Genomic DNA, 17,738 nt, shown 5'->3' with positions numbered 1-17,738 from the left:
GAAGGCCGCCGTCGAGACACCGACATCGACGCTCAAGCCATCCGCCTGCTGGGATTCCCGACCCCTGTCACCAACCCGATCACTCAAGCCGACATTCAGGAGTTCATGCGCACCCACACCCGCACGCGCTACACCTACGGCCCCGACGGCAACCTCGTCCCGATCGAGAAATGAGCCTCGTGACGGCGAATCGTGAACCAGACGTCATCGGCGGCGGGACAGCAGGCCGCTGGCCAGGTAGGCGGCGTGCCCGTCCATCTGGACCCCGGCGTGGTCGTAGCGCTGAAGGGTGGCCAGGGACGCGTGCCCGGTCAACTCCTGGATCTTGTTCGGGGGGACACCGGCGGCGCTGAGCAGGGTGACGACGGTCGCGCGGAGTACGTGCGGGGTCAGCTGCCCGGGGCGCAGGTCGACGGCGCGGGCGGCGCGGCGCAGCGCGGTGGTGACTCGGCCCCGGTTCCACGGCCGCCCGTCGGGGTGCTGCAACAGGAACTCGTGGTCGGCGCGGCCGTGCAGGAGCGGCTCGACCAGCAGCCGCACCCGAGGCACGACCGGCACCGGGAGGACCCTTCCTCCTTTGACACGGAACCGGGCGACGAAATGCCCCCCGTCCCAGGTGAACGCAGACACCGGCATGGCCTCGAGTTCCCCCGTGCGCAGCCCGATGTTCAACAGCAGCGCGACCGCGGCGGCGTCCAAGGGGCGGTCTCCGGCGATCGCCTCGGCGCCGTCCATCAGGTCGGAGGCCTCGTGCTCGGCCAACGCGGGCGTCATCCCGATCCTGGGAGTCTCCGGCGGGTCGACGAACACAGCCGGGTCGTAGTCGATGACGTGCCGGCGCAACGCGTAGGCGTACAGCGACCGCAGCGCCGAGATGCGCTGTGCGGCGGTGGCCGCGCCGAGCGGGCGCCCGCCCTTCAGCAACTGCGCGGCATGACCGGTGCCGGTGAGGATCTGGTCCTTGTAGGCGACCAGGACGTCCTCGGTGACCTCCCACAGCCCGGCGCCGGGTACCGCGATCTCCAGCCACCGCAGGAACGCCGCCAGGCAGTGCAGGTAGCCGCGGCGGGTGGCGACGGTGTTGCGGGACTGAAGCCACGCCGCGACGGTCGGCCACTCCTGCCCGGCAGGCGGCCGGGACAGCCGGTCGACCAGGTCGACGTTCGCCGCCGGGACCTCCCCCTCACCGCGGCGACGCCGCGGCGACAAGCCGGGGATGTCCCCCACCGTGATCAGTCTCGGCGCCGGTGCGGGCGCCTGCCGGGGCCTGGCCCCCGGTGCCGGCGGCGGCGTACCCGCGTGGTGTCGGCGATCCGGCGTGGACGGCGGCGAAGAACTCGGACCGGGACCCGATCCAGCGCCCGGTTCGGGCGTGCCAGGTGGCGTGAAACCGGGCGGGTGGATCGCGGTGGGCTCCAGCGTCCGCCCGCCGTCGACCTCGTTGGACCGGGTCATCGGGTGACCGTCACGGCGCCGAGGAGCTGGTTGAGCCGGGTCTCGCGGGCGTCGTCGGCCGCTGTCGACGCGAGGCGGTAGCACGCCACCCGGACGCGGCGCCGCTGCTCGGCGGCGCGGGCACGCAGCCGCCAGTTCGCCACGGCGGCCGCGTCCATGATGACCTCGAAGGCGGGATCGGGTTCGGGGGGTGCGCCATCACGGCCTCGCGCACGACGTCGCCGACGTATTCATCGGCAAAGTCGGGGAACTCGGGTGTCAGCGACACGACCACCGCGGCGGCGTAGCCAGCGCTCCGGTCGCCGATCGTGGCACGACGGGGCCAAGTCATCCGGGTCCCCCTTGGTTGAAAGCGGCAGGCGGCGGCGTGCCGAGACCAATCCGGCCCGCACCCGCAGGCAGCATCTTGCCGGATACCAACGAGTTATCCGGCAACCGACTCCTAGAGGATGCACCTCACCCTTGGCCGGGCGGCTCCCGCAGCCAACCCGGAACTTCTTAGCCGTGAATGGACACCCACCTCGGTCTCGGCATGGCGGCCTGGGGCAGGGTCTGCGGGCTGTGTGTCGGCGCAACAGCCGCCGGGCTCCGAGGACGGCGCCGGTGAGCAGGCCGGTCAGGGCGAGGACGCCCCGCGTAGAGCGGCCATCTGGTCCAGCAGCCCGTTGTTCATGCTCTGGGCGTAAGCACTGCCGAGCGAGGACACATCCAGCCAGCCGAACGGCCCGGCCCGGTACTGGATGGTGATCACCACGGCGTCGCGGCGGGCGAGGGTGGCGCCGTTGTACCAGGGGTCGCGGGCAGAGCCGGAGGTGAAGCCGCCGCCGTGGACGAACACGATCACGGGCTTGTCGCCCCGGGTGGAGGGCGTCCACACATTCAGGGTCAGGCAGTCCTCGGAGGTCGGGGTGCCCTTGGCCATCTCGTGGTCGTCGGGCTCCTGGACGCACGCCGACCCGAATAGGGTGGCGTCGCGCGGTTGGGTCCATGTGGCCGGTGGGGCGGGCGGCAGGAACCGCCGGGGGCCGACCGGCGGCGCCGCGTACGGGATGCCTTTGAAACCGACAGGCCCTGCTCGAGGGTGCCGGTCACCGGCCCAGCGGCGGTGGCGACCACCGGTCCCCCAGGCATCTGGCCGAGCGGCGGAACCGCCTGGGCGGCCCGGCGGCCGAGACCGCGGCCAGTACCGCCGCCGCGCCCCCGGCGAACACCGTACGCACCCATGCGGCGTCGAGTCGGGCTCGCCGGGTCGGTCCCGTTCGGGCGTGTGGCCACACTGGCCGCTTCACCAATGCTGCATGTGCCCACACCGGCCGACCGTAGCGCGGGCAGCCGTGGTGGCCCGGCACCCGCCGCCGACATCAGATAGCCGCCCAGCCGCATTAGAGGCGACGAGCCCGCATCAGGTCCGGTGAGCCGGGACAGTCGTCGCGATTACACAGCAGGGCCTCGCAGCGCGCCGTTCCGCACAATCAGCATTGTGTGATGTCGTTCGAGTGAGGCACTACCCGATCCGATCTGAAAGAGATCGGATCCTAATCGGATCGGATCGCCTGATAGTCTGCGGGAATGACAAACGATCATGCTGATCGCGAGCGCGCTGCAGCTGGCAGCCCCGAGCCGCTCGATCCGCCCGCCGCGCTCGCTGACGCTCCCACCGAGCCGCTCTTGGACGAGCCGCTCCTGGACGGCCCGGTCGACGGCGACGACCTGTCCGCCGCGGCGGTCTCCGAGCGCACCGCCCGCACCGAAGCGGCAGGCCGCCGCCCGTGCGAGCAATGCGGCCGCCCGATCCCGCGCGGCGCCCGCCGAGACGCCCGGTTCTGCAGCACCAAGCACCGCAACGACAACGGCAGGCAGGTGCGCCGCCAGGAGACCGCCGAGCTCGGGCCCGCGCGCACGCTGCGCGCCGAAGCCGCGCTACTGGCCCCGCTGGTCGCCCAACTCGGTGAGCACGCCGGCGCGCTGACCGCGCTGCTGAACGGCGCGGTTGCCGACGCGACCAACGACGCAGAGGAAGCGCGTCGCGAGGCGCAGGCCGCGCGCCGCGCTACCGACGAGGCCGGGACCCGCGCCGCTCTCGCCGAGGCCCGCGCCGACGAGGCCGACGCCGCGGCGAAGGAGGCGCGCGCTGACCGGGATGAGAAGGTCGCCGCCGCGCGCCGCGACGCGCGCGAGCAGGTCGCCGACGCGCGAGCCGACGCCGAGCGGGCGTGGCGACAGCAGGGGCAGGCCCAGCGCGCCCAGCAGGCAGCCGAGGAGGAGACCGCCGCGGAACGGCACCTGCGCGAGGTCGCCCAGCAGCAGGCTGTCGAGGCCCAGCAGCAGGCCGTCGAGGCCGGGCGGGAGTGTGCCGAGACCGCCGCGCAGTTGGACGCGGCGCACCAGGAGACCGCGCGACTGCTGGAGGAACTGCAGGCCGCACGCGCCCAGCTCGCCGAGGAGCAGGCGCGGCACGCCGCCACCGCCGACCGCGCCGATACCGCCGAAGCGGCCCTCGCCGAGACCCGCGACCAGCTCACCGACGCCCAGCGGCAAGGGCGGACCGCGCAGGAGAGCGCCGCGCGCAACGAGCGCGCGGCCGAGGAAGCCGCCGCGGCGGCCGACGCCGCGCTACAGGACGCCGCGCAGGCCCGCGCCGACCTGCAGGCCGCCCGCGCGGCCGCCGACGCGGCGATGAACGAGGTGCGGCGCCAACTGGAGGAAGCGCGCGCCGAGGCCCGCACGCAGCGCGAACGCGCGGCCGCCGCCGAGCAACGCGCCCAGACCGCAGAACACGCCGCCGAACAGGCCGCGCGCGCGGCGCCCGACGGCCGATGATGGCTGCCTCCCCCCGTAAGCCCGCACAGAGACAATCGGAGGCCCGCGATGGCCCTCTCCTCTACCCCGGATCGTCCCCGCCTCCCACCGACCCGCCTCCCACCGACCCGCCGCTCGGCGCGCTGACCGGGACGGCCGGAGTACCGGAGGTGCCCTGCCCGGACCTGCGCTGCCGGCCCTGCGGTGAGCCGCGCCTGCTGGACGTGGCCAGCGGATAGCTGGCCGGCGGGAACCCGGTTTGCTGCACGTGGCCGGCGGCCAATCAGCTCGTGTACGTGACCGGCGGGCTGCTGTGGGGGGCGGCCGCGCTGGCCCATCGCCGTACGGCGGACCGGCGGTGCGCGCACTGCGGTGACTCGCCCGCAGGGGACGCAGCCCGCTGGGGCGTCTACGCCACGTATGTCGCGATCGCCGTACCGCTGATCTACACGGCCATGCCCTGGGCCTGAGAGTTCCATATCTCAGGGAGACGCACATGATCAGGAGGGCAGGTCCGCTTCTCATCCTGCTGGGTGCCGGGCACACACTCGGCGGGCTGCTACTGACGGCGGGACGCCATGCCGACTCGTGGTTCACTGGTCGGCTGTGGCGGCCGGAGGAGGGAATCGCCGGCATGAGCTCGGCCATGGCCGCGTTCTGGCTGACTCTGGGCAGCTTCGGCGTCCCGCTCGCCGTGGTCGGCATGATCGTTCTGTGGTTGGACCGCCGAGGCTTGGGGTGGGGCTGGTTGTCGTGTTCCGGGCCGTCGTCCCCTGGTGCGCGTTCTGCTTGTTCGTCTGAGCGGCCCGGAGACGCCGGACGTCAGCGGGCCGCATGATTCCTAGACGAAACGGAACGATGCGTTGTCGTTCAACGTGTAGTTCAGGTTGCGCCAGCTCTGGTATCCGACCCAGTCGCACGAGCCGTTGTACCACTCGCTGTAGCAGACGTGCACGTTCAGGCCGGTTCTGTTCCACACGGAAGCGGCGTTGTTCTTGACCCCTTGTCCCTGGCCGGGAGCGGGCGAGATGAATCTGTAGGGCGCGAAGTCGCCGACCGGGGCGGAGAAGTCCGACAGGGATCCCCACAGGTTGCTCCCCCAGAAGAAGCAGACTTCGCCGGGTTCGCAGACGCCGTTCTGGGCTGCTGCTTGGGCGGTTCCGGTGACGCCGACCGTAAGAGCGCCGGCGAGCACTCCTACCGCGGCCATGCTGCGCATGCGCATGGGTTTTCCTTCTTTCGGGCGTGGTTGTTCGTGGAATCGGATCGGGCCGGGTCTTGCTCGGGGACATCGCGTACGTGTCGACACGAACTGCTAGATCACAAATGGATTGGTGGGCGTTGTCCGACCAGAGGTGATGAGTCCGTTCGTGGTCCCTGCCCGGCGGGGCGGCAACCGGTCTGTCGGGGCTGGTCCATGCCGTGACGGGGCAGGCGGAGGAACGGATTCACGCTGAGCGAGAAGGGGGATTTCGGTTGCGACTGCTGTGGATTTTGAGACACGACACACTGCACTGTCAATAGTGAGCCACAAAGGATCAAGAAGTTCTCGCCGGTCAGGGCTGTGCGAGCTTCTCGGCCCTGCCGCTGCGGCGCGAGCGATGGCACGCCGCCCCCATGTCGACGGTGACGCTATAAAGCCAGGTCATAGGCCCGTGAGCTGTGACGAGCGGGTCCCGGCGCCGCATCGCCTCGCTGGTCGAGCGGCCCCCCACCCAGGCCGAGAACCGCGTCCTCGCCGAGCTCGCCGGGAACGTCTTCGACCGCTGACCCGCCTCTTGCCTCGAACCCTTGGGGCAGGCCGTCCACCACCGTGACGGGGTTGACGGGCCGGTCGCCTGCGGGCCTTCTTCTTCCGGCTGGCGGCCCGGTCCCTCTTCTCGGGAATGACTTGCGGTCTCCACCCCGAAACCCGCGGCGAGCGGGAGCGCGGCGTCGAACGCGGCGCGGGTCAGGCAGTGCTGCCCGTTCAGTGGCGCGGTGGCCTCCCAGCCGGCGGCGCGGCGGATCCCGTCGCGCGACAGCCGCACTCGTCGAGGCCGCCACCAGGGACGGCCTCGATGCGCTCATCGCCGAGGCCCGCACGCTCGCCGACGCGAGGGATCCGCTGGATGCCCTCACCCACTGGATGCGCAGTGCCGTGGTCCACATCAGCACCTTCCGTGGCCTGGTCGGCATCCTCACCGAGGCGATGTACGACGAGGGCACCCCGTCGCACGTGGCGTGTACGGCGATGCACCGTTGCGGCACCGATCTACTACGCGCCGCTCAGGACGCGGGCCGAGTGCGAGCCGACCTCACGCCCGACGAACTGTTCGATCTCCTGACTGCGGCCGGTTGGGTGCGCGAGAACTCGACGCCGGGCAGGGACGCGAGCGTCCGGCTCCTACAGCTGATGCTGGAGGGAGTGGTGACCGGCGACGCGCATCGGCACTAATTAGATGCAGTAGTGACACGCGCGGTGCAGATCTCGCCCGTGCCCCCGGATCTCGACGGATACCAACGGTGCGACTCAACCCTCCTGGAGGGAGGCTCGTCCCACGACCCCACCCTGCACAAGGACAAGCGTATTCAGGCGCAACTTTCGGTACGCGCCGCGGCTCTCACAAATGGTCGAATTCTGAGAAGCGCCCGCTCAGCAGGCCGACAGAGCGCAACGCGGGGCGGATCTCGTCTCAGAATTCGTTCTCACGCGGTTGGTGCCGGGAACGCGCGCGAGAAGGTCTTCGCCGAGAAAGTCTCCACCCGCGTGCGGATCCGCCCCGAGTTCGAAAACGCCCTGGAAGCGTGCCGGCAGATCAAGGCGCGCGCCCCACACTGCCGGGTCATCCTCACCGTGTACGAGATGAAGCGGCTCGGCCGCGACTCCGCCGAACTGACCGCACTCGCCGACCACCTCACCGCACACGGCATCGCCCTGGAAATGCTCGCCGGCCCACTGACCGGGACCTACGACCCATCCGGCACCGGCCGGGTTCTGTTCGCGTTCTTCGCCGCGATGGCCGAAGAGGACATGCTGCACACCGTGCTCCGCCGCCGCTTCCGCGGCGAATCCGTCGAAGACATTCGGTCAGACCTGATCATCCCCACCGGCAAACGCAAAGGGCAAAGCCCGAGCCCTGCCAGCATCTACCGAGCGCTGGCCGAACACGACAAGCGCCAGCGCCACCCCGAGACGGTGGAACAAGCCCGCGCCGACTTCACCGCCCTACAAGCCCACACCTGACCGGCATCTACGAGAGACCACGGCAGGTTTCTGGCGTATTCCGGTCCCGCCCCTACGAAAAACTCCGCGCCGTCGGGATCGGGCATCAGCGCCCAGCCGCCGTTGCTAGTGCCGAGTGAGTTAGGAGATTTCCTGGGCGGTTCCATCGGCTGCGGACCGTTCGATGGCGGCGAGGAGCCGGTGGTGCCGCAGGGCTGTCTCGAAATTGGGGTGTGGCTGCCGGTCTTCTTCGATGGCCCGGGCGACTTCCTGGTAGAGGGCCGCGATGTTGGCCGGCGGGCCGGACCGGATGCCGGCGGGGACAGTGCGATAGGTGTCGGGCACCGCGAGTACGTCGTCCCCGATCCTGATGTTCCAGTCGTTCCAGTGGATGTACGTCTCGCGCTGGTCCGGAGTGGCGGTCAGTGTTGCGTCGCTGCCGACGAGTTTGAGCGCGAACGCGTCTTGGATGGGTCCGTTGCCGCCGTGAATGGCGACGGAGGCGGTGGCGCCGCTGGTCAGCAGTCCGTGTAGCAGCACGTGGCTGGGCGTGAAGTTGGGCGCGGTCTGTTCCGTCCCGGCGACCCGCACGCGGTCGTGCGTGCGGGGCAGCCGTGCCGAGACCTCGGCCAGCGGTCCCGCGACCCGTTCGAGTGTGGCCAGGAAGTGGCCGGCCATGATGGTCAGGATGTTGGTTCCCTCTGAGGGGTCGAGGCCGAACACCAGGTTCGGCCAGATTTGACTGCCACCCCAGGGTGCGCCCTCGGCCACCAGTGCGACCGATTCGAGCGTGCCGATCCGGCCTTCGGCCAACAGGTCGGCGGCGAAGCGCACGCTCGGCGAGTGGTGCCCCTGGAGGACGACCGCATGGATAACGCCTGCGGCAGTGGCGGCCTCGGTCAGCTCGCTCGCTTCGTCGGCGTCGACACCCAACGGCCACTCGGACACGACGTGCTTGCCGGCCTTGAGCGCGGCCCTGATCACGGCGGCATGCCCGGACGCCTTCACCGAGACGACGACCAGGTCGACCTCGGGGTGCTCGGCGAGCTCGCCCGCGTCGGCGAAGGCGTGCCGCACGCCATGGGCGGCGGCCGCCCGGTCCGCGCTGGCCTGATTGGTGGTCGCGACCGCGGTCACCTCGAACTCCTCAAGCGCGGCCAGTGCGGGTAGGTGCGAGCCGTCCGCCCAACCGCTGGCCCCGACAACTCCGACTCGGATCATGCGTCACTCCTCAGTTATGTACCTTGCGGTATGAAACTAGAACAGTGCGACGCTCTCACGCAAGAGGTAACGTACCGAAAGGTATAGAACTGGGTAGGAGTAGGGAGGACGGCATGCCCGGCGGACGCCCACGCTCGTTCGACGCAGACGCCGCACTTGACCGCGCGCTGGAGGTGTTCTGGCGGCATGGCTACGAGGGCACCTCGCTGACCGACCTGACCGCCGCGATGGGCATCAACAAGCCCAGCCTCTATGCCGCCTTCGGCAACAAGGAGGAACTGTTCGCCAAGGTCCTGGCCCGCTACCTCACCGGCCCCGGCGCCTACACCGCCGACGCGCTGGACGCTCCCACCGGCCGCGAGGTCGTCGAGCGGCTGATCCGCGGGGCGGTGAAACTGACCGCGGGCGAGCACACGCCCCACGGCTGCCTGTGCGTCAACAGCGTGCACGCCCGCGGCCCGGAGGCGCACACCGTACGCCAGGACGCCGTCGCGGCACGCAAAGCCGGTGAGGCGGCGCTGCGCAGGCGGCTGGAGCAGGCCGCCGACCTGCCCTCCCATTACGAACCGGCCACCCTGGCCGCCCTCGTCCACACGATCTCCGACGGCATCGCCGTCCAGGCGGCAGCCGGTCGCAGCCACGACGAGCTACAGCAGATCGGCGACCTGGCGCTGCGCGCCCTGTTGGACTGAGAGCCCTCAGACGCCGCCGCTCCACGTCTCGAGGCCCCGCTCCGCTCACCTGTTCGTCACCCGCACCGGCCGGCGCGTCGACGACAAGGGGAAGACCTGTAGGAACGGGACGAGCCCAGACGGGGCGTGCCTGCGGTGCGGCTCGTCGACCGCGCGGTTATCCGGATACGGCATGCGGCGCCTGCTCGTGGCACGGTCTCGCTTCCGTCGTCGCATGGGCTCGTCCGGCTGCGGAGGCGAGCGAGGGACCGGGCTTGTGACGGCCGCGTCGGGCGGGCTCCGGAAATCTTCGCGGGAGCTGTCACAGCCCGGGTGAGTGCCCTGTCTTAGCTGTCGACCGGGCTGTGACCGACGGCCCGGCGGACAGGAGGGCACTCATGAAGATCGTGGTTATCGGCGGCACCGGCCTGATCGGTTCGAAGGCCGTGGAGATGCTCCGCCAGCACGGGCACGAGGCGGTGCCGGCCGCGCCGAACACGGGCGTGGACACGCTCACGGGCGAGGGACTGGCCGAGGTGCTGGAGGGCGCGTCCGTGGTCATCGACGTGTCCAACTCGCCGTCCTTCGAGGACGCGGCGGTGCTGAACTTCTTCACGACCTCGACCGGCAACCTGCTTGAGGCGGAGAAGAAGGCGGGGGTGGGCCACCACGTCGCGCTGACGATCGTGAACACCGACCGGCGGCCCGACATCGGCTACTTCCGGGCGAAGGTCGCGCAGGAGAAGCTGATCGAGGAGTCGCCGATCCCGTTCTCGCTGATCCACGCGACGCAGTTCTTCGAGTTCGGCCGCCGGATCGCCGACGAGGCCGCCGCCGGCGGCGACACGGTCCCGATGCCGCCGGTGCTGTTCCAGCCCATCGCGGGCGAGGAGGTGTCCCGGACGGTCGCGCGGACCGCGGCGGGCGCGCCGCTGAACGGCCGCCTCCAGATCGCCGGCCCCGAGGTGTCGCGGATGGACGAGTTCTTCCGCAAGGCGCTGGCCGCGTGGGGCGACCCGCGCGAGGTCGTCACCGACCCGCACGCGCACTACTTCGGCGCCGAGATGCACGAGCGCGACCTCGTTCCGGACGAGGGCGCCGCGACCCTCGGCGAGCTCACGTACGTCGACTGGCTGGCCGCGAACCCCGTCAAGTGACCCCCGTCCGCACCGACGAGACTAGGAGGCACCACCATGCCCGGCCCTGACGCCACCGCCGCCGAGCCGAAGCCCAGATCGACCGCGTGGCAGACCGCGCTCACCACCGTCCAGGAGGTCGAGTCGCCCTTCATCCCGGCCGGCGCGCACGCCATGACCGTGGTCATCGAGTACCCGCCCGGCGACCCCGGCGCGCCGCCGCACCGGCATCCCGGCCCGGCGTTCGGCTACGTGCTGGAGGGCGAGATGCTGATGGAGCTCGAAGGGCAGGCGCCCCGGCCCGTCCCGGCCGGTGAGGCTTTCTGGGAGCCCGGCGGCGACGTCATCCACTACCAGGACGGCAACAACCGCGACGACATGCCGGTCCGGTTCGTCGTCACCATGTTCTGCGAGCCCGGCAAGCCGATGCTGACCCTCGTGGACGAGACCGAGCTCGCCGAACGCGCACACCTGCGGTTCTCCGAAGATTCCTGACCATCCGCGAGATGCCTGTCGTCGGGCCGTCGGAGAACCGCCGCGTCCGATCCGTACTTGGGAGACTCCTCATGACCGCATCGGCGATGGTCGCCGAGTTCGATGACGTCGCCGGGTGGACCGCCGACGCCGTCGAGCGGCTCGGGGAGCGGTACGCGATCCCGGCCGCGTGTCGCGGCAGTGCGAACCCGACGGCGTTGGCCTGGCTGGCGGAGGCGTGCGAGCTGAAGCCCGGATCGGTTCTGCTGGACGTGGGCGCCGGCGTCGGCGGCCCGGCGGCCTGGGCGGCGGAGCGGTTCGGCGTCCGGCCGATCCTGCTGGAGCCGATGCCGGCCGCGTGCCGCGCCGCGGCCCGGCTGTTCGGGCTGCCGGTCGTCACGGCGGACGGCGCCCGGATCCCGCTGCGGGCCGGGGCGGTCGACGCCGCCTGGTGTCTGGGGGTGCTGGACACCGTCCGGGACAAGGCCGCGGTCCTCCGTGAGATCCACCGGGTGCTGCCGCCCGGTGCGCCGCTGGGGCTCCTGGTCATCGTCGCCCGGGACCCCAGGGTCCCGGGCCCGGAGGGCAACCTCTTCCCGACCCGGCGGGCGCTCGCCGGTCTGCTCGACGCCGCGGGCTTCGAGGTGGTCGAGCAGACCGATCGGCCCGGCGACGCGCCGCTGTCGTGGACGCGACGCGTCGAGCGGGTCGCCGCCGCCGTCGCGGGCCGGCACCGAGCCGACCGCGCCCACGCTCTGGCCGTCCGCCAGAGCGAGACCTTCACCCGCCTGTTCGCCTCCGGGCAGATCTCCGTGCGGCTGGTCCACGCGACCAGGCGTCCGGCCGGGCGGCCATCCGAACGATCCGCGCATGGAGGACCGATGAGCACCCCGACCGGCGACGAGTTCGAGATCGAGTTCGAGGCGGAGGTCGAGGCCGAACTGGAGCTGGCCAAGGCGAGCGACCCGGCGCGGGCCGCGGCGCAGCCGGTCTCCGAGTGGCTGTTCGACCCAGCCGAGGCCGAGGCGGAGGAGGTCGAGCTCCGCAACCTGCTCGGCGCGGCCGAGGAACTGGAGTCCGGTTTCCGGTCCTGGGGGCACGGCCCCGGCGAAGGCGCCTGACCCCTGCCCCACCTCACGACATCCGAAGCGAGACACTCATGAACCACCCACTCGGGCGGCAGCATGCCCCCGTTCCCGTCCCGTCGACCGGAATCGCCACGCTCGACGATCTCCGCGAGCACCTGCAGTGGGCGATCGAGCTGGAGCACGCGACCCTGCCGCCGTACCTGTGCGCGCTCTACTCGCTCGACCCGGAACGCAACCCCGAGGGCGCGGAGGCGGTGGCGGGCGTCTTCATCGAGGAGATGCTGCACCTGGTGCTGGCGGCGAACCTGCTCAACGCCGTCGGCGGGAGCCCGCGGCTGGACGCGCCGGAGCTGCTGCCGCCGCACCCCCGGCGGCTGCCGCACGGCGACCCCTCGCTGGAGCTGTCGCTGCTCCCGTTCGGCGATGCGGCGCTCGACATGTTCCTCCGCCTTGAGCGGCCGGCGCCGCCCGGCGCCCCCGCCGAAGGCGACGGCTACGAGACGATCGGGCAGTTCTACGAGGCGATCGAGGCCGGGCTGAGCGGCCTGTGCGACCGGCTCGGCGAGGCGGAGGTCTTCTCGGGCGACCCGTCCCGCCAGGTCCACGCCGGGCACTTCCAGCACACCGCCGGACAGATGATCGCGGTCACCGATCTGGCCTCGGCGCTGGCCGCGCTGGAGGAGATCGTCGAGGAGGGCGAGGGCACGTCCCGCGGCGCGGTCTGGGACGGCGATCCCGACGTCCACCACCCCGGCCGGGACGAGGTCGCCCACTACTACCGCTTCCAGGAGCTCAGAGTCGGCCGCCGCTACCGCCGCGGCGACACCCCGCGGTCCGGGCCCACCGGCGAGCCGGTCGGCGTGGACTTCTCCGGCGTCCTGCCGATGCGGCCCAACCCCAAGATCGCCGACCATCCCCCGGGCAGCGCGATCCGCGCGGCCCAGGAGGAGTTCAACCGGACGTACTGCACTCTCCTGCACCTGCTGGAGCAGGCGTTCAACGGCTGCCCGCAGCTGCTCGGGGTCGCAGTCACCACCATGTACAGGCTCAAGGCGCAGGCCCAGGCGCTGATGCGCACGCCCGACGGCGACGGCACCACGGCCGGCCCCACGTTCGAGTACGTCCCGCCGGATGAGCGCGGTGGGAGCGCCGGCGACGAGCCGTAACGCATCAACGCACCCCGCGCGCGGTCTCCTCTTGGAGGCGCTCCGCCGTCTCGGACTGGTAGCGGTTACTGTCACAGAAGTGAGGCCTGCCTTGTCTGAGCTGTCCGAGGGCAGGTGAGACCGCACAGGCCGGCGATCCGAACGGGGGCGATCTTGGTGGCGGACGGCGGACCGGGCGGCGACCCGGCGGCGGCGGACGGTCCGGCCGCCGCCGTTCCGGCGGCGGCGGGCGATCTCGACCACGCCGCGGCGGTCTTCGCCGAGGTGCGGCGACGGCTGTTCGGGATCGCCTACCGGATGCTGGGCAGCGTCACCGAGGCCGAGGACCTGGTGCAGGACGTCTGGCTGCGGTGGCAGACCTACGACCGCGCCGCCGTGGCCGATCCCGCCGCGTTCCTGGCGACGACCACCACCCGGCTGGCGATCAACGTCCTGCAGTCCGCCCGGGTCCGCAGGGAGAGCTACATCGGTCCCTGGCTGCCCGAACCCGTCGACACCGGCTCCGATCCGTACCTGGGAGCCGAACGCGGCGAAGCGCTCAGTTTCGCGGTCCTGATGCTCCTGGAACGGCTGTCGCCCACCGAACGCGCCGCCTATGTCCTACGGGAGGCGTTCGACTATCCCTATCCGCAGATCGCCGAGATCCTCCAGGCCGGGGAGGCGGCGGTCCGGCAGCTGGTCAGCAGGGCCCGCAAGCACCTGCGGTCCGAGCGGCGGGCACCGGTGACCGGCGCCGAGCAGCGCAGGCTGCTGACCGCTTTCGTCGCCGCTGCCCGCGCCGGCGACATGGCCGCTCTGGAGGAGCTCCTCGCCGCGGACGCGGTCAGCTACTCCGACGGCGGCGGTGCCGTCCGGGCGTCCCGTTTCCCCGTGGTGGGCGGGGTCCGTGTCGCCAAGTACGTCCGGGCGTTCGCGAACCACTTCTGGGACGGGGTCGACGTGGAGTGGGCCATCGTTAACGGCCAGTGGGCCGCCCTGCTCCAGCGCGACGGCCAAACCTTCACCGTCCTCACCGTCGACGGCACCGACCAGGGCATCGGCCAGGTGCTGTGGATGATGAACCCCGCCAAGATCACCGCAGCGACGGTCGTCACCTGACCGCCCGCGCGACCCGCCACCCCGTTGGATGGCCGCACCAAGGCCGGGCGGGGCCGTCCGCCCACAACCTGCCGCTGCCGGTCATGGGCGGAGGCCCCGTCGGGCTGCCGTCCCTCAAGCCGGTTTGCCGATGTCGATCCACCGCTGGAGCTTCTCCAGGTCCGCCTCGGGCCATGCGCCGTCGCACGGCATTCGCCCACTCAGCAGGGAACCGATGATGGCGTCGGCGTGCTCGGAGACGTCAGCATGATCGAACAGGTCGAATCGGGTCAGCATCGCGGCGCGGTCCTTCGTCCGGAACAGGGGCTTAATGTCCTGCTCGAAGCTGAGCTCGTCGCCCTCAGTTGAGAATGGCACGTCTTGCTCTCCTTGCATGGAATGGCGGCATCGGTCCCCTGGATAGACCGGACAGCCCCCTGATCCGTGACAGGCTCCGCGCCGACGAGGGTGAGCACGCACTTTCAATGGGGCTGTCACAGCCCGGACGGCTCGCCTGTCTTAGCTGGCGACCGGGCGGCGCCCGGGGCGCGGTGGGTCTGTGCTCCGGCGGTCGCCGCGAACCTACGGGAAGGCTGAAAGTGCACCGCGAGTTCAACGGCAGGGTCGTCCTCGTCACTGGAGCGTCCTCGGGCATCGGCGAGGCAACAGCGCTGGCCTTCTCGGCGGAGGGGGCCCGCGTCGCCGCCGGAGCCAGGCGCGCGGATCGGCTGGAGTCTCTCGCGCGCAAGGCGCCGGGCGAGATCCTGCCCCTCGATCTGAACGTGACCGACCAGGAGTCGGCCACCGCCTTCTCCGAGGCGCTGCGGCAGGAGGTCACGGCTCAGGGCGTTCGCGTGGTGGTCGTCGAACCCGATTTCGTCGCGACCGAACTGATCAACCACAACACGGAACCCACGATGCGGGCCCTCGCCCGGGACATGGCAGCCGCCATGCGCACCCTGCAGCCCGAGGACATCGCCAACGCCGTCGTGTACGCGGTCACCCAGCCCGAACACGTCGCCGTCAACGAGATTCTCGTCCGGCCGACCGACCAGACCAGGTAGGTGAGCGATCTCAGAACGGGCCCGGGCCCTGGGTGCCGCACCAAGGACCTGGGGCGGTGGGCGCCTCCATCCGCGATGCCGCCGGTGTCAGCCGAAGGGGTCACGAATCGGTGAGCCGTCCGGTCTTAGCCGGCAACGGTGAAGAGGTGAGGACGACATGCCCACGATCCGGACGCCCGGCGGTCACGCGGACCGCTCCCCCACCGGGGAACGGCCCAAGGACGCCTCCCGCTCCCCGGAGCCCTCGTCCCGCCGCGGTGCTGAGAGCGGCCGCGGCGTTGACGACGGTCGGCCATGACCGGGCCGGACTCCGGCGCCCTCGCCTCGCTCGCGGAGATGCTCGACGAGCGGCGGCACCTGGTGGACATCGCCACCTGGATGTTCGGCTCCGCCGCCGCGGCCGAGGAGATCGTCCAGGAGACCTACCGTCGCTGGTACGTCCTCGACGACGGCGAACGCGCCGCCATCGCGTTGCCACGGGCCTGGCTGACGCGGGTGGCGGGAGGCATCTACCTGGAACTGATCGCCTCCAACGCCGCGGCCCTCCCCACTGCCTCGACCTCCTTCGGTTCCACGGCCGAGGACCGGGATGCCTCCGTCGATGGTCGCCGTCCGGCCCCGTCCAGCACGCCCGACCTCGCCGAGGGCTGGGCGCGGCCCGTACGGGACGTCCCCGACCGTGCGATGCTGCGGAGGCATGATCGGATCGCGCGACGGTTCGCGGCGGCTTGCGGCGCCGGGGACACGGCCGCGCTGATGGCCGTCCTCGCCGCCGACGCGATCGTGGTCAGCGACGGCGGCGGCAAGCTGCGCGCCGCGGTCCATCCCACCCACGGCGCGGACGCCGTGGCCCGGTTCATCACGGCTCTGCTGTCGGGCAGCCCCCGTACCGCCGTGACCGTCGGGTCCGTCAACGGCCGCACCGGCCTCGTCCTGCGCCGCGAAGGGCGGAGGGTGGCGGTGGTCATCGTGAGCACGGCGGGCGACGAGGTCATCGCGGTCTGGATCGTGCTGAACCCCGCCAAGCTGGAAGGCCGGCATCGTCCCTGATCTGCGGGCCTGGCCAGACGTGACCTGACCTTCACGTAGGCACGCGGACCGCGATGGCGGGCCGCACGGGCTGGTGCCGGAAAGGCGACCCACCCCCGCAGTTGACCAGGTTGACCGCCGCCGGTGCCTGCTCGGCGGCGGTCATCTGGGGGTCAGATCGCGGGCTCCGACCGCTGGCCGATTCGTCGCCGGAAGGGGCGGTGTGAGGGCGCGGGTGGCTCCTCCCAGGTGCTCACCGGCGCAATGGCCGACTCACCTTTCGGCGCGCGCCTCCGGGCGGCCGAGTATGGCCAGGTATCCGCCGGTGACGATCGCGTCGGCGGACGCCGCGTATTCCGCGGGGTCGTCGGGCAGGGTCGTTGCCCAGGCCGTCCACGTAGCGGTTGAACATGCAGAACGCGGCGGCGATGAGGACCGTGTCGTGCACCTCGACGTCGGTCGCGCCCTCGGCCCGGCAGGACCGCGCGTTCCTGGGCCGGGCAGTGCGTTTTCTGGCTTCCCAGGGCATCCGGCAATACCTGGACCTGGGAACCGGGCTGCCGACCGTCGACAACACACACGAAGTCGCCCAGCGCGCCGCGCCCGAGTCCCGGATCGGCTACGTCGACAACGGCCCGCTGGTCCTCACCCACGCCCGCGCCCTGTTGACCAGCACCCCCGGCAGGGGGTCTGCGACTACATCCAGGCCGACATCCGCGACACCCGCGCCGTCCTGGCCGGCGCCGCCGCCACCCTGGACTTCGACCAGCCGGTCGCGCTGATGCTGCTGGGAGTCCTCAACCACATCGTCGACGACCACCAGGCCCGCCAACTGGTCGCCGACCTGCTGGCGGGCCTGGCACCTGGCAGTTACCTGGTCATCTCCCACACCTGCGACGCCACCACCGACGCACTCGACGGCCAAGCGATGCGCCGCGCCGTCCAGGAGGTCATGGACCGCGGCGGCACTCCCATCCGTGCCCGCTCGCCCGAGCAGATCCAGGAACTGTTCAGCGGAGCCGACCTCCTGGAACGCGGAGTGGTGTCCTGCTCCCGATGGCGGCCCAACCCCTCCCATGGCCCGTCAGTTGTCGGATGTATCCGTCCTGCCAAGACGGAGGGGCCGGGTCCTCACGTTCCTGGGCTGGGGAATCGGGCCCCCACCCAGACCAGCCAGCGGGCTTCGGCACTGGCGGCGGTCTCGTACAGCAGTAGTCCACACCACCCGCTTGCGCAGCGCGCGCGTCGTCAGCCAGCAGTCTTCAGGCGGACGGGGGACGGCGCGTTCGCTACAGCCGCGTGCACCTTCGCCAGCTCGCACTGCCAGCCTCCGCCGCGCGCGAGTCGATGACG

The 17,738-nt window shown here is 71.4% G+C and carries 20 protein-coding genes and 1 pseudogene; 14 read left to right on the top strand and 7 right to left on the bottom strand.

What is annotated here, in order from left to right; translation table 11 throughout:
* Nucleotides 1-204: 204 nt before the first annotated feature.
* The 3 genes from ABWI04_RS21625 to ABWI04_RS21615 form a co-directional block, all read right to left on the bottom strand.
* Nucleotides 205-1,227, bottom strand: coding sequence for a tyrosine-type recombinase/integrase (locus ABWI04_RS21625; protein WP_353833573.1), 1,023 nt, complete (start codon nucleotides 1,225-1,227; stop codon nucleotides 205-207).
* A 224-nt stretch (nucleotides 1,228-1,451) separates the two neighbouring features.
* The gene (locus ABWI04_RS21620) at nucleotides 1,452-1,613 is read right to left on the bottom strand and encodes a hypothetical protein (RefSeq protein WP_353833572.1); all 162 of its coding nucleotides are present in this window, start codon (nucleotides 1,611-1,613) and stop codon (nucleotides 1,452-1,454) included.
* A gap of 458 nt (nucleotides 1,614-2,071) precedes the next feature.
* Nucleotides 2,072-2,506, bottom strand: a complete 435-nt coding sequence (locus tag ABWI04_RS21615) for a carboxylesterase family protein (protein WP_353833575.1) — start codon at nucleotides 2,504-2,506, stop codon at nucleotides 2,072-2,074.
* 518 nt (nucleotides 2,507-3,024) lie between these two features.
* On the opposite strand from ABWI04_RS21615, the gene ABWI04_RS21610 reads away from it, so the two are divergent.
* Both ABWI04_RS21610 and ABWI04_RS21605 read left to right on the top strand, forming a co-directional pair.
* Nucleotides 3,025-4,275: a hypothetical protein gene (locus tag ABWI04_RS21610; protein ID WP_353833571.1), complete on the top strand. Its 1,251-nt coding sequence runs from the start codon at nucleotides 3,025-3,027 to the stop codon at nucleotides 4,273-4,275.
* Nucleotides 4,276-4,544: 269 nt separating this feature from the next.
* Complete coding sequence (locus ABWI04_RS21605; RefSeq protein WP_353833570.1) at nucleotides 4,545-4,724, top strand: hypothetical protein; 180 nt, start codon at nucleotides 4,545-4,547, stop codon at nucleotides 4,722-4,724.
* 371 nt (nucleotides 4,725-5,095) lie between these two features.
* Here ABWI04_RS21605 and ABWI04_RS21600 read toward each other — a convergent pair whose 3' ends face one another.
* Nucleotides 5,096-5,479, bottom strand: a complete 384-nt coding sequence (locus ABWI04_RS21600) for a peptidase inhibitor family I36 protein (protein WP_345181903.1) — start codon at nucleotides 5,477-5,479, stop codon at nucleotides 5,096-5,098.
* Between the two features lie 670 nt (nucleotides 5,480-6,149).
* Nucleotides 6,150-6,284 (bottom strand): annotated as a pseudogene (locus ABWI04_RS21595) (glycosyltransferase family 2 protein); the annotation flags it as partial.
* Between ABWI04_RS21595 and ABWI04_RS21590 the strand changes: the two are divergent.
* Nucleotides 6,227-6,691, top strand: coding sequence for an SbtR family transcriptional regulator (locus ABWI04_RS21590; protein ID WP_353833569.1), 465 nt, complete (start codon nucleotides 6,227-6,229; stop codon nucleotides 6,689-6,691). The pseudogene ABWI04_RS21595 and the gene ABWI04_RS21590 sit on opposite strands and share 58 nt — an antisense overlap.
* A gap of 12 nt (nucleotides 6,692-6,703) precedes the next feature.
* Entirely contained in the window at nucleotides 6,704-7,480 is a 777-nt protein-coding gene (locus ABWI04_RS21585) for a recombinase family protein (protein ID WP_353833568.1), read from the top strand.
* 120 nt (nucleotides 7,481-7,600) lie between these two features.
* On the opposite strand, the gene ABWI04_RS21580 is transcribed toward ABWI04_RS21585, so the two are convergent.
* Nucleotides 7,601-8,680 (bottom strand): Gfo/Idh/MocA family protein, encoded by a 1,080-nt coding sequence (locus ABWI04_RS21580; RefSeq protein WP_353833567.1) that lies wholly within the window; start codon nucleotides 8,678-8,680, stop codon nucleotides 7,601-7,603.
* Between the two features lie 113 nt (nucleotides 8,681-8,793).
* Here ABWI04_RS21580 and ABWI04_RS21575 point away from each other — a divergent pair, with 113 nt between their 5' ends.
* The 6 genes from ABWI04_RS21575 to ABWI04_RS21550 all read left to right on the top strand — a co-directional run bounded on the left by ABWI04_RS21575 (nucleotide 8,794) and on the right by ABWI04_RS21550 (nucleotide 14,313).
* Nucleotides 8,794-9,372, top strand: a complete 579-nt coding sequence (locus ABWI04_RS21575; RefSeq protein ID WP_353833566.1) for a TetR/AcrR family transcriptional regulator — start codon at nucleotides 8,794-8,796, stop codon at nucleotides 9,370-9,372.
* A 377-nt stretch (nucleotides 9,373-9,749) separates the two neighbouring features.
* Nucleotides 9,750-10,508 carry an SDR family oxidoreductase gene (locus tag ABWI04_RS21570; RefSeq protein WP_353833565.1) on the top strand — a complete coding sequence of 253 codons (759 nt, stop codon included), beginning with the start codon at nucleotides 9,750-9,752 and terminating at the stop codon, nucleotides 10,506-10,508.
* A gap of 36 nt (nucleotides 10,509-10,544) precedes the next feature.
* On the top strand, nucleotides 10,545-10,982 hold the full coding sequence (locus tag ABWI04_RS21565; protein WP_353833564.1) for a cupin domain-containing protein: 438 nt from the start codon (nucleotides 10,545-10,547) through the stop codon (nucleotides 10,980-10,982).
* Nucleotides 10,983-11,053: 71 nt separating this feature from the next.
* The gene (locus ABWI04_RS21560) at nucleotides 11,054-12,082 is read left to right on the top strand and encodes a class I SAM-dependent methyltransferase (protein ID WP_353833563.1); all 1,029 of its coding nucleotides are present in this window, start codon (nucleotides 11,054-11,056) and stop codon (nucleotides 12,080-12,082) included.
* Nucleotides 12,083-12,120: 38 nt separating this feature from the next.
* Nucleotides 12,121-13,215 (top strand): ferritin-like domain-containing protein, encoded by a 1,095-nt coding sequence (locus ABWI04_RS21555; RefSeq protein ID WP_353833561.1) that lies wholly within the window; start codon nucleotides 12,121-12,123, stop codon nucleotides 13,213-13,215.
* Between the two features lie 156 nt (nucleotides 13,216-13,371).
* The gene (locus tag ABWI04_RS21550) at nucleotides 13,372-14,313 is read left to right on the top strand and encodes an RNA polymerase sigma-70 factor (RefSeq protein ID WP_353833560.1); all 942 of its coding nucleotides are present in this window, start codon (nucleotides 13,372-13,374) and stop codon (nucleotides 14,311-14,313) included.
* Between the two features lie 114 nt (nucleotides 14,314-14,427).
* Here the strand turns inward: ABWI04_RS21550 and ABWI04_RS21545 are convergent, their stop codons facing one another.
* On the bottom strand, nucleotides 14,428-14,670 hold the full coding sequence (locus ABWI04_RS21545) for a hypothetical protein (RefSeq protein WP_353833559.1): 243 nt from the start codon (nucleotides 14,668-14,670) through the stop codon (nucleotides 14,428-14,430).
* Nucleotides 14,671-14,891: 221 nt separating this feature from the next.
* On the opposite strand from ABWI04_RS21545, the gene ABWI04_RS21540 reads away from it, so the two are divergent.
* The 4 genes from ABWI04_RS21540 to ABWI04_RS21525 all read left to right on the top strand — a co-directional run bounded on the left by ABWI04_RS21540 (nucleotide 14,892) and on the right by ABWI04_RS21525 (nucleotide 17,736).
* Nucleotides 14,892-15,356: an SDR family NAD(P)-dependent oxidoreductase gene (locus ABWI04_RS21540; RefSeq protein WP_353833558.1), complete on the top strand. Its 465-nt coding sequence runs from the start codon at nucleotides 14,892-14,894 to the stop codon at nucleotides 15,354-15,356.
* Between the two features lie 294 nt (nucleotides 15,357-15,650).
* Nucleotides 15,651-16,406, top strand: coding sequence for a nuclear transport factor 2 family protein (locus ABWI04_RS21535; protein WP_353833557.1), 756 nt, complete (start codon nucleotides 15,651-15,653; stop codon nucleotides 16,404-16,406).
* Nucleotides 16,407-16,795: 389 nt separating this feature from the next.
* Entirely contained in the window at nucleotides 16,796-17,167 is a 372-nt protein-coding gene (locus tag ABWI04_RS21530; RefSeq protein ID WP_353833556.1) for an SAM-dependent methyltransferase, read from the top strand.
* Nucleotides 17,086-17,736 (top strand): SAM-dependent methyltransferase, encoded by a 651-nt coding sequence (locus ABWI04_RS21525; RefSeq protein WP_353833574.1) that lies wholly within the window; start codon nucleotides 17,086-17,088, stop codon nucleotides 17,734-17,736. The genes ABWI04_RS21530 and ABWI04_RS21525 overlap by 82 nt, the downstream gene beginning before the upstream one ends.
* Nucleotides 17,737-17,738: the final 2 nt, after the last annotated feature.

Origin of the sequence: Actinomadura sp. NPDC000929 (assembly GCF_040492065.1) — a bacterium.
Lineage (GTDB): Bacteria > Actinomycetota > Actinomycetes > Streptosporangiales > Streptosporangiaceae > Spirillospora > Spirillospora verrucosospora.
The sequence above is the reverse complement of the archived record's forward strand: the minus strand, read 5'-3'. Positions and strand labels throughout refer to the sequence as shown.

What these genes read in the sequence shown, in the direction of transcription:
- ABWI04_RS21560 (WP_353833563.1), top strand. Translation starts at nt 11,054, where the DNA reads ATGACCGCATCGGCGATGGTCGCCGAGTTCGATGACGTCGCCGGGTGG.
- ABWI04_RS21565 (WP_353833564.1), top strand. Translation starts at nt 10,545, where the DNA reads ATGCCCGGCCCTGACGCCACCGCCGCCGAGCCGAAGCCCAGATCGACC.
- ABWI04_RS21610 (WP_353833571.1), top strand. Translation starts at nt 3,025, where the DNA reads ATGACAAACGATCATGCTGATCGCGAGCGCGCTGCAGCTGGCAGCCCC.
- ABWI04_RS21600 (WP_345181903.1), bottom strand. Translation starts at nt 5,479, where the DNA reads ATGCGCATGCGCAGCATGGCCGCGGTAGGAGTGCTCGCCGGCGCTCTT.
- ABWI04_RS21535 (WP_353833557.1), top strand. Translation starts at nt 15,651, where the DNA reads ATGACCGGGCCGGACTCCGGCGCCCTCGCCTCGCTCGCGGAGATGCTC.
- ABWI04_RS21570 (WP_353833565.1), top strand. Translation starts at nt 9,750, where the DNA reads ATGAAGATCGTGGTTATCGGCGGCACCGGCCTGATCGGTTCGAAGGCC.
- ABWI04_RS21555 (WP_353833561.1), top strand. Translation starts at nt 12,121, where the DNA reads ATGAACCACCCACTCGGGCGGCAGCATGCCCCCGTTCCCGTCCCGTCG.
- ABWI04_RS21530 (WP_353833556.1), top strand. Translation starts at nt 16,796, where the DNA reads ATGCAGAACGCGGCGGCGATGAGGACCGTGTCGTGCACCTCGACGTCG.
- ABWI04_RS21580 (WP_353833567.1), bottom strand. Translation starts at nt 8,680, where the DNA reads ATGATCCGAGTCGGAGTTGTCGGGGCCAGCGGTTGGGCGGACGGCTCG.
- ABWI04_RS21575 (WP_353833566.1), top strand. Translation starts at nt 8,794, where the DNA reads ATGCCCGGCGGACGCCCACGCTCGTTCGACGCAGACGCCGCACTTGAC.
- ABWI04_RS21620 (WP_353833572.1), bottom strand. Translation starts at nt 1,613, where the DNA reads ATGGACGCGGCCGCCGTGGCGAACTGGCGGCTGCGTGCCCGCGCCGCC.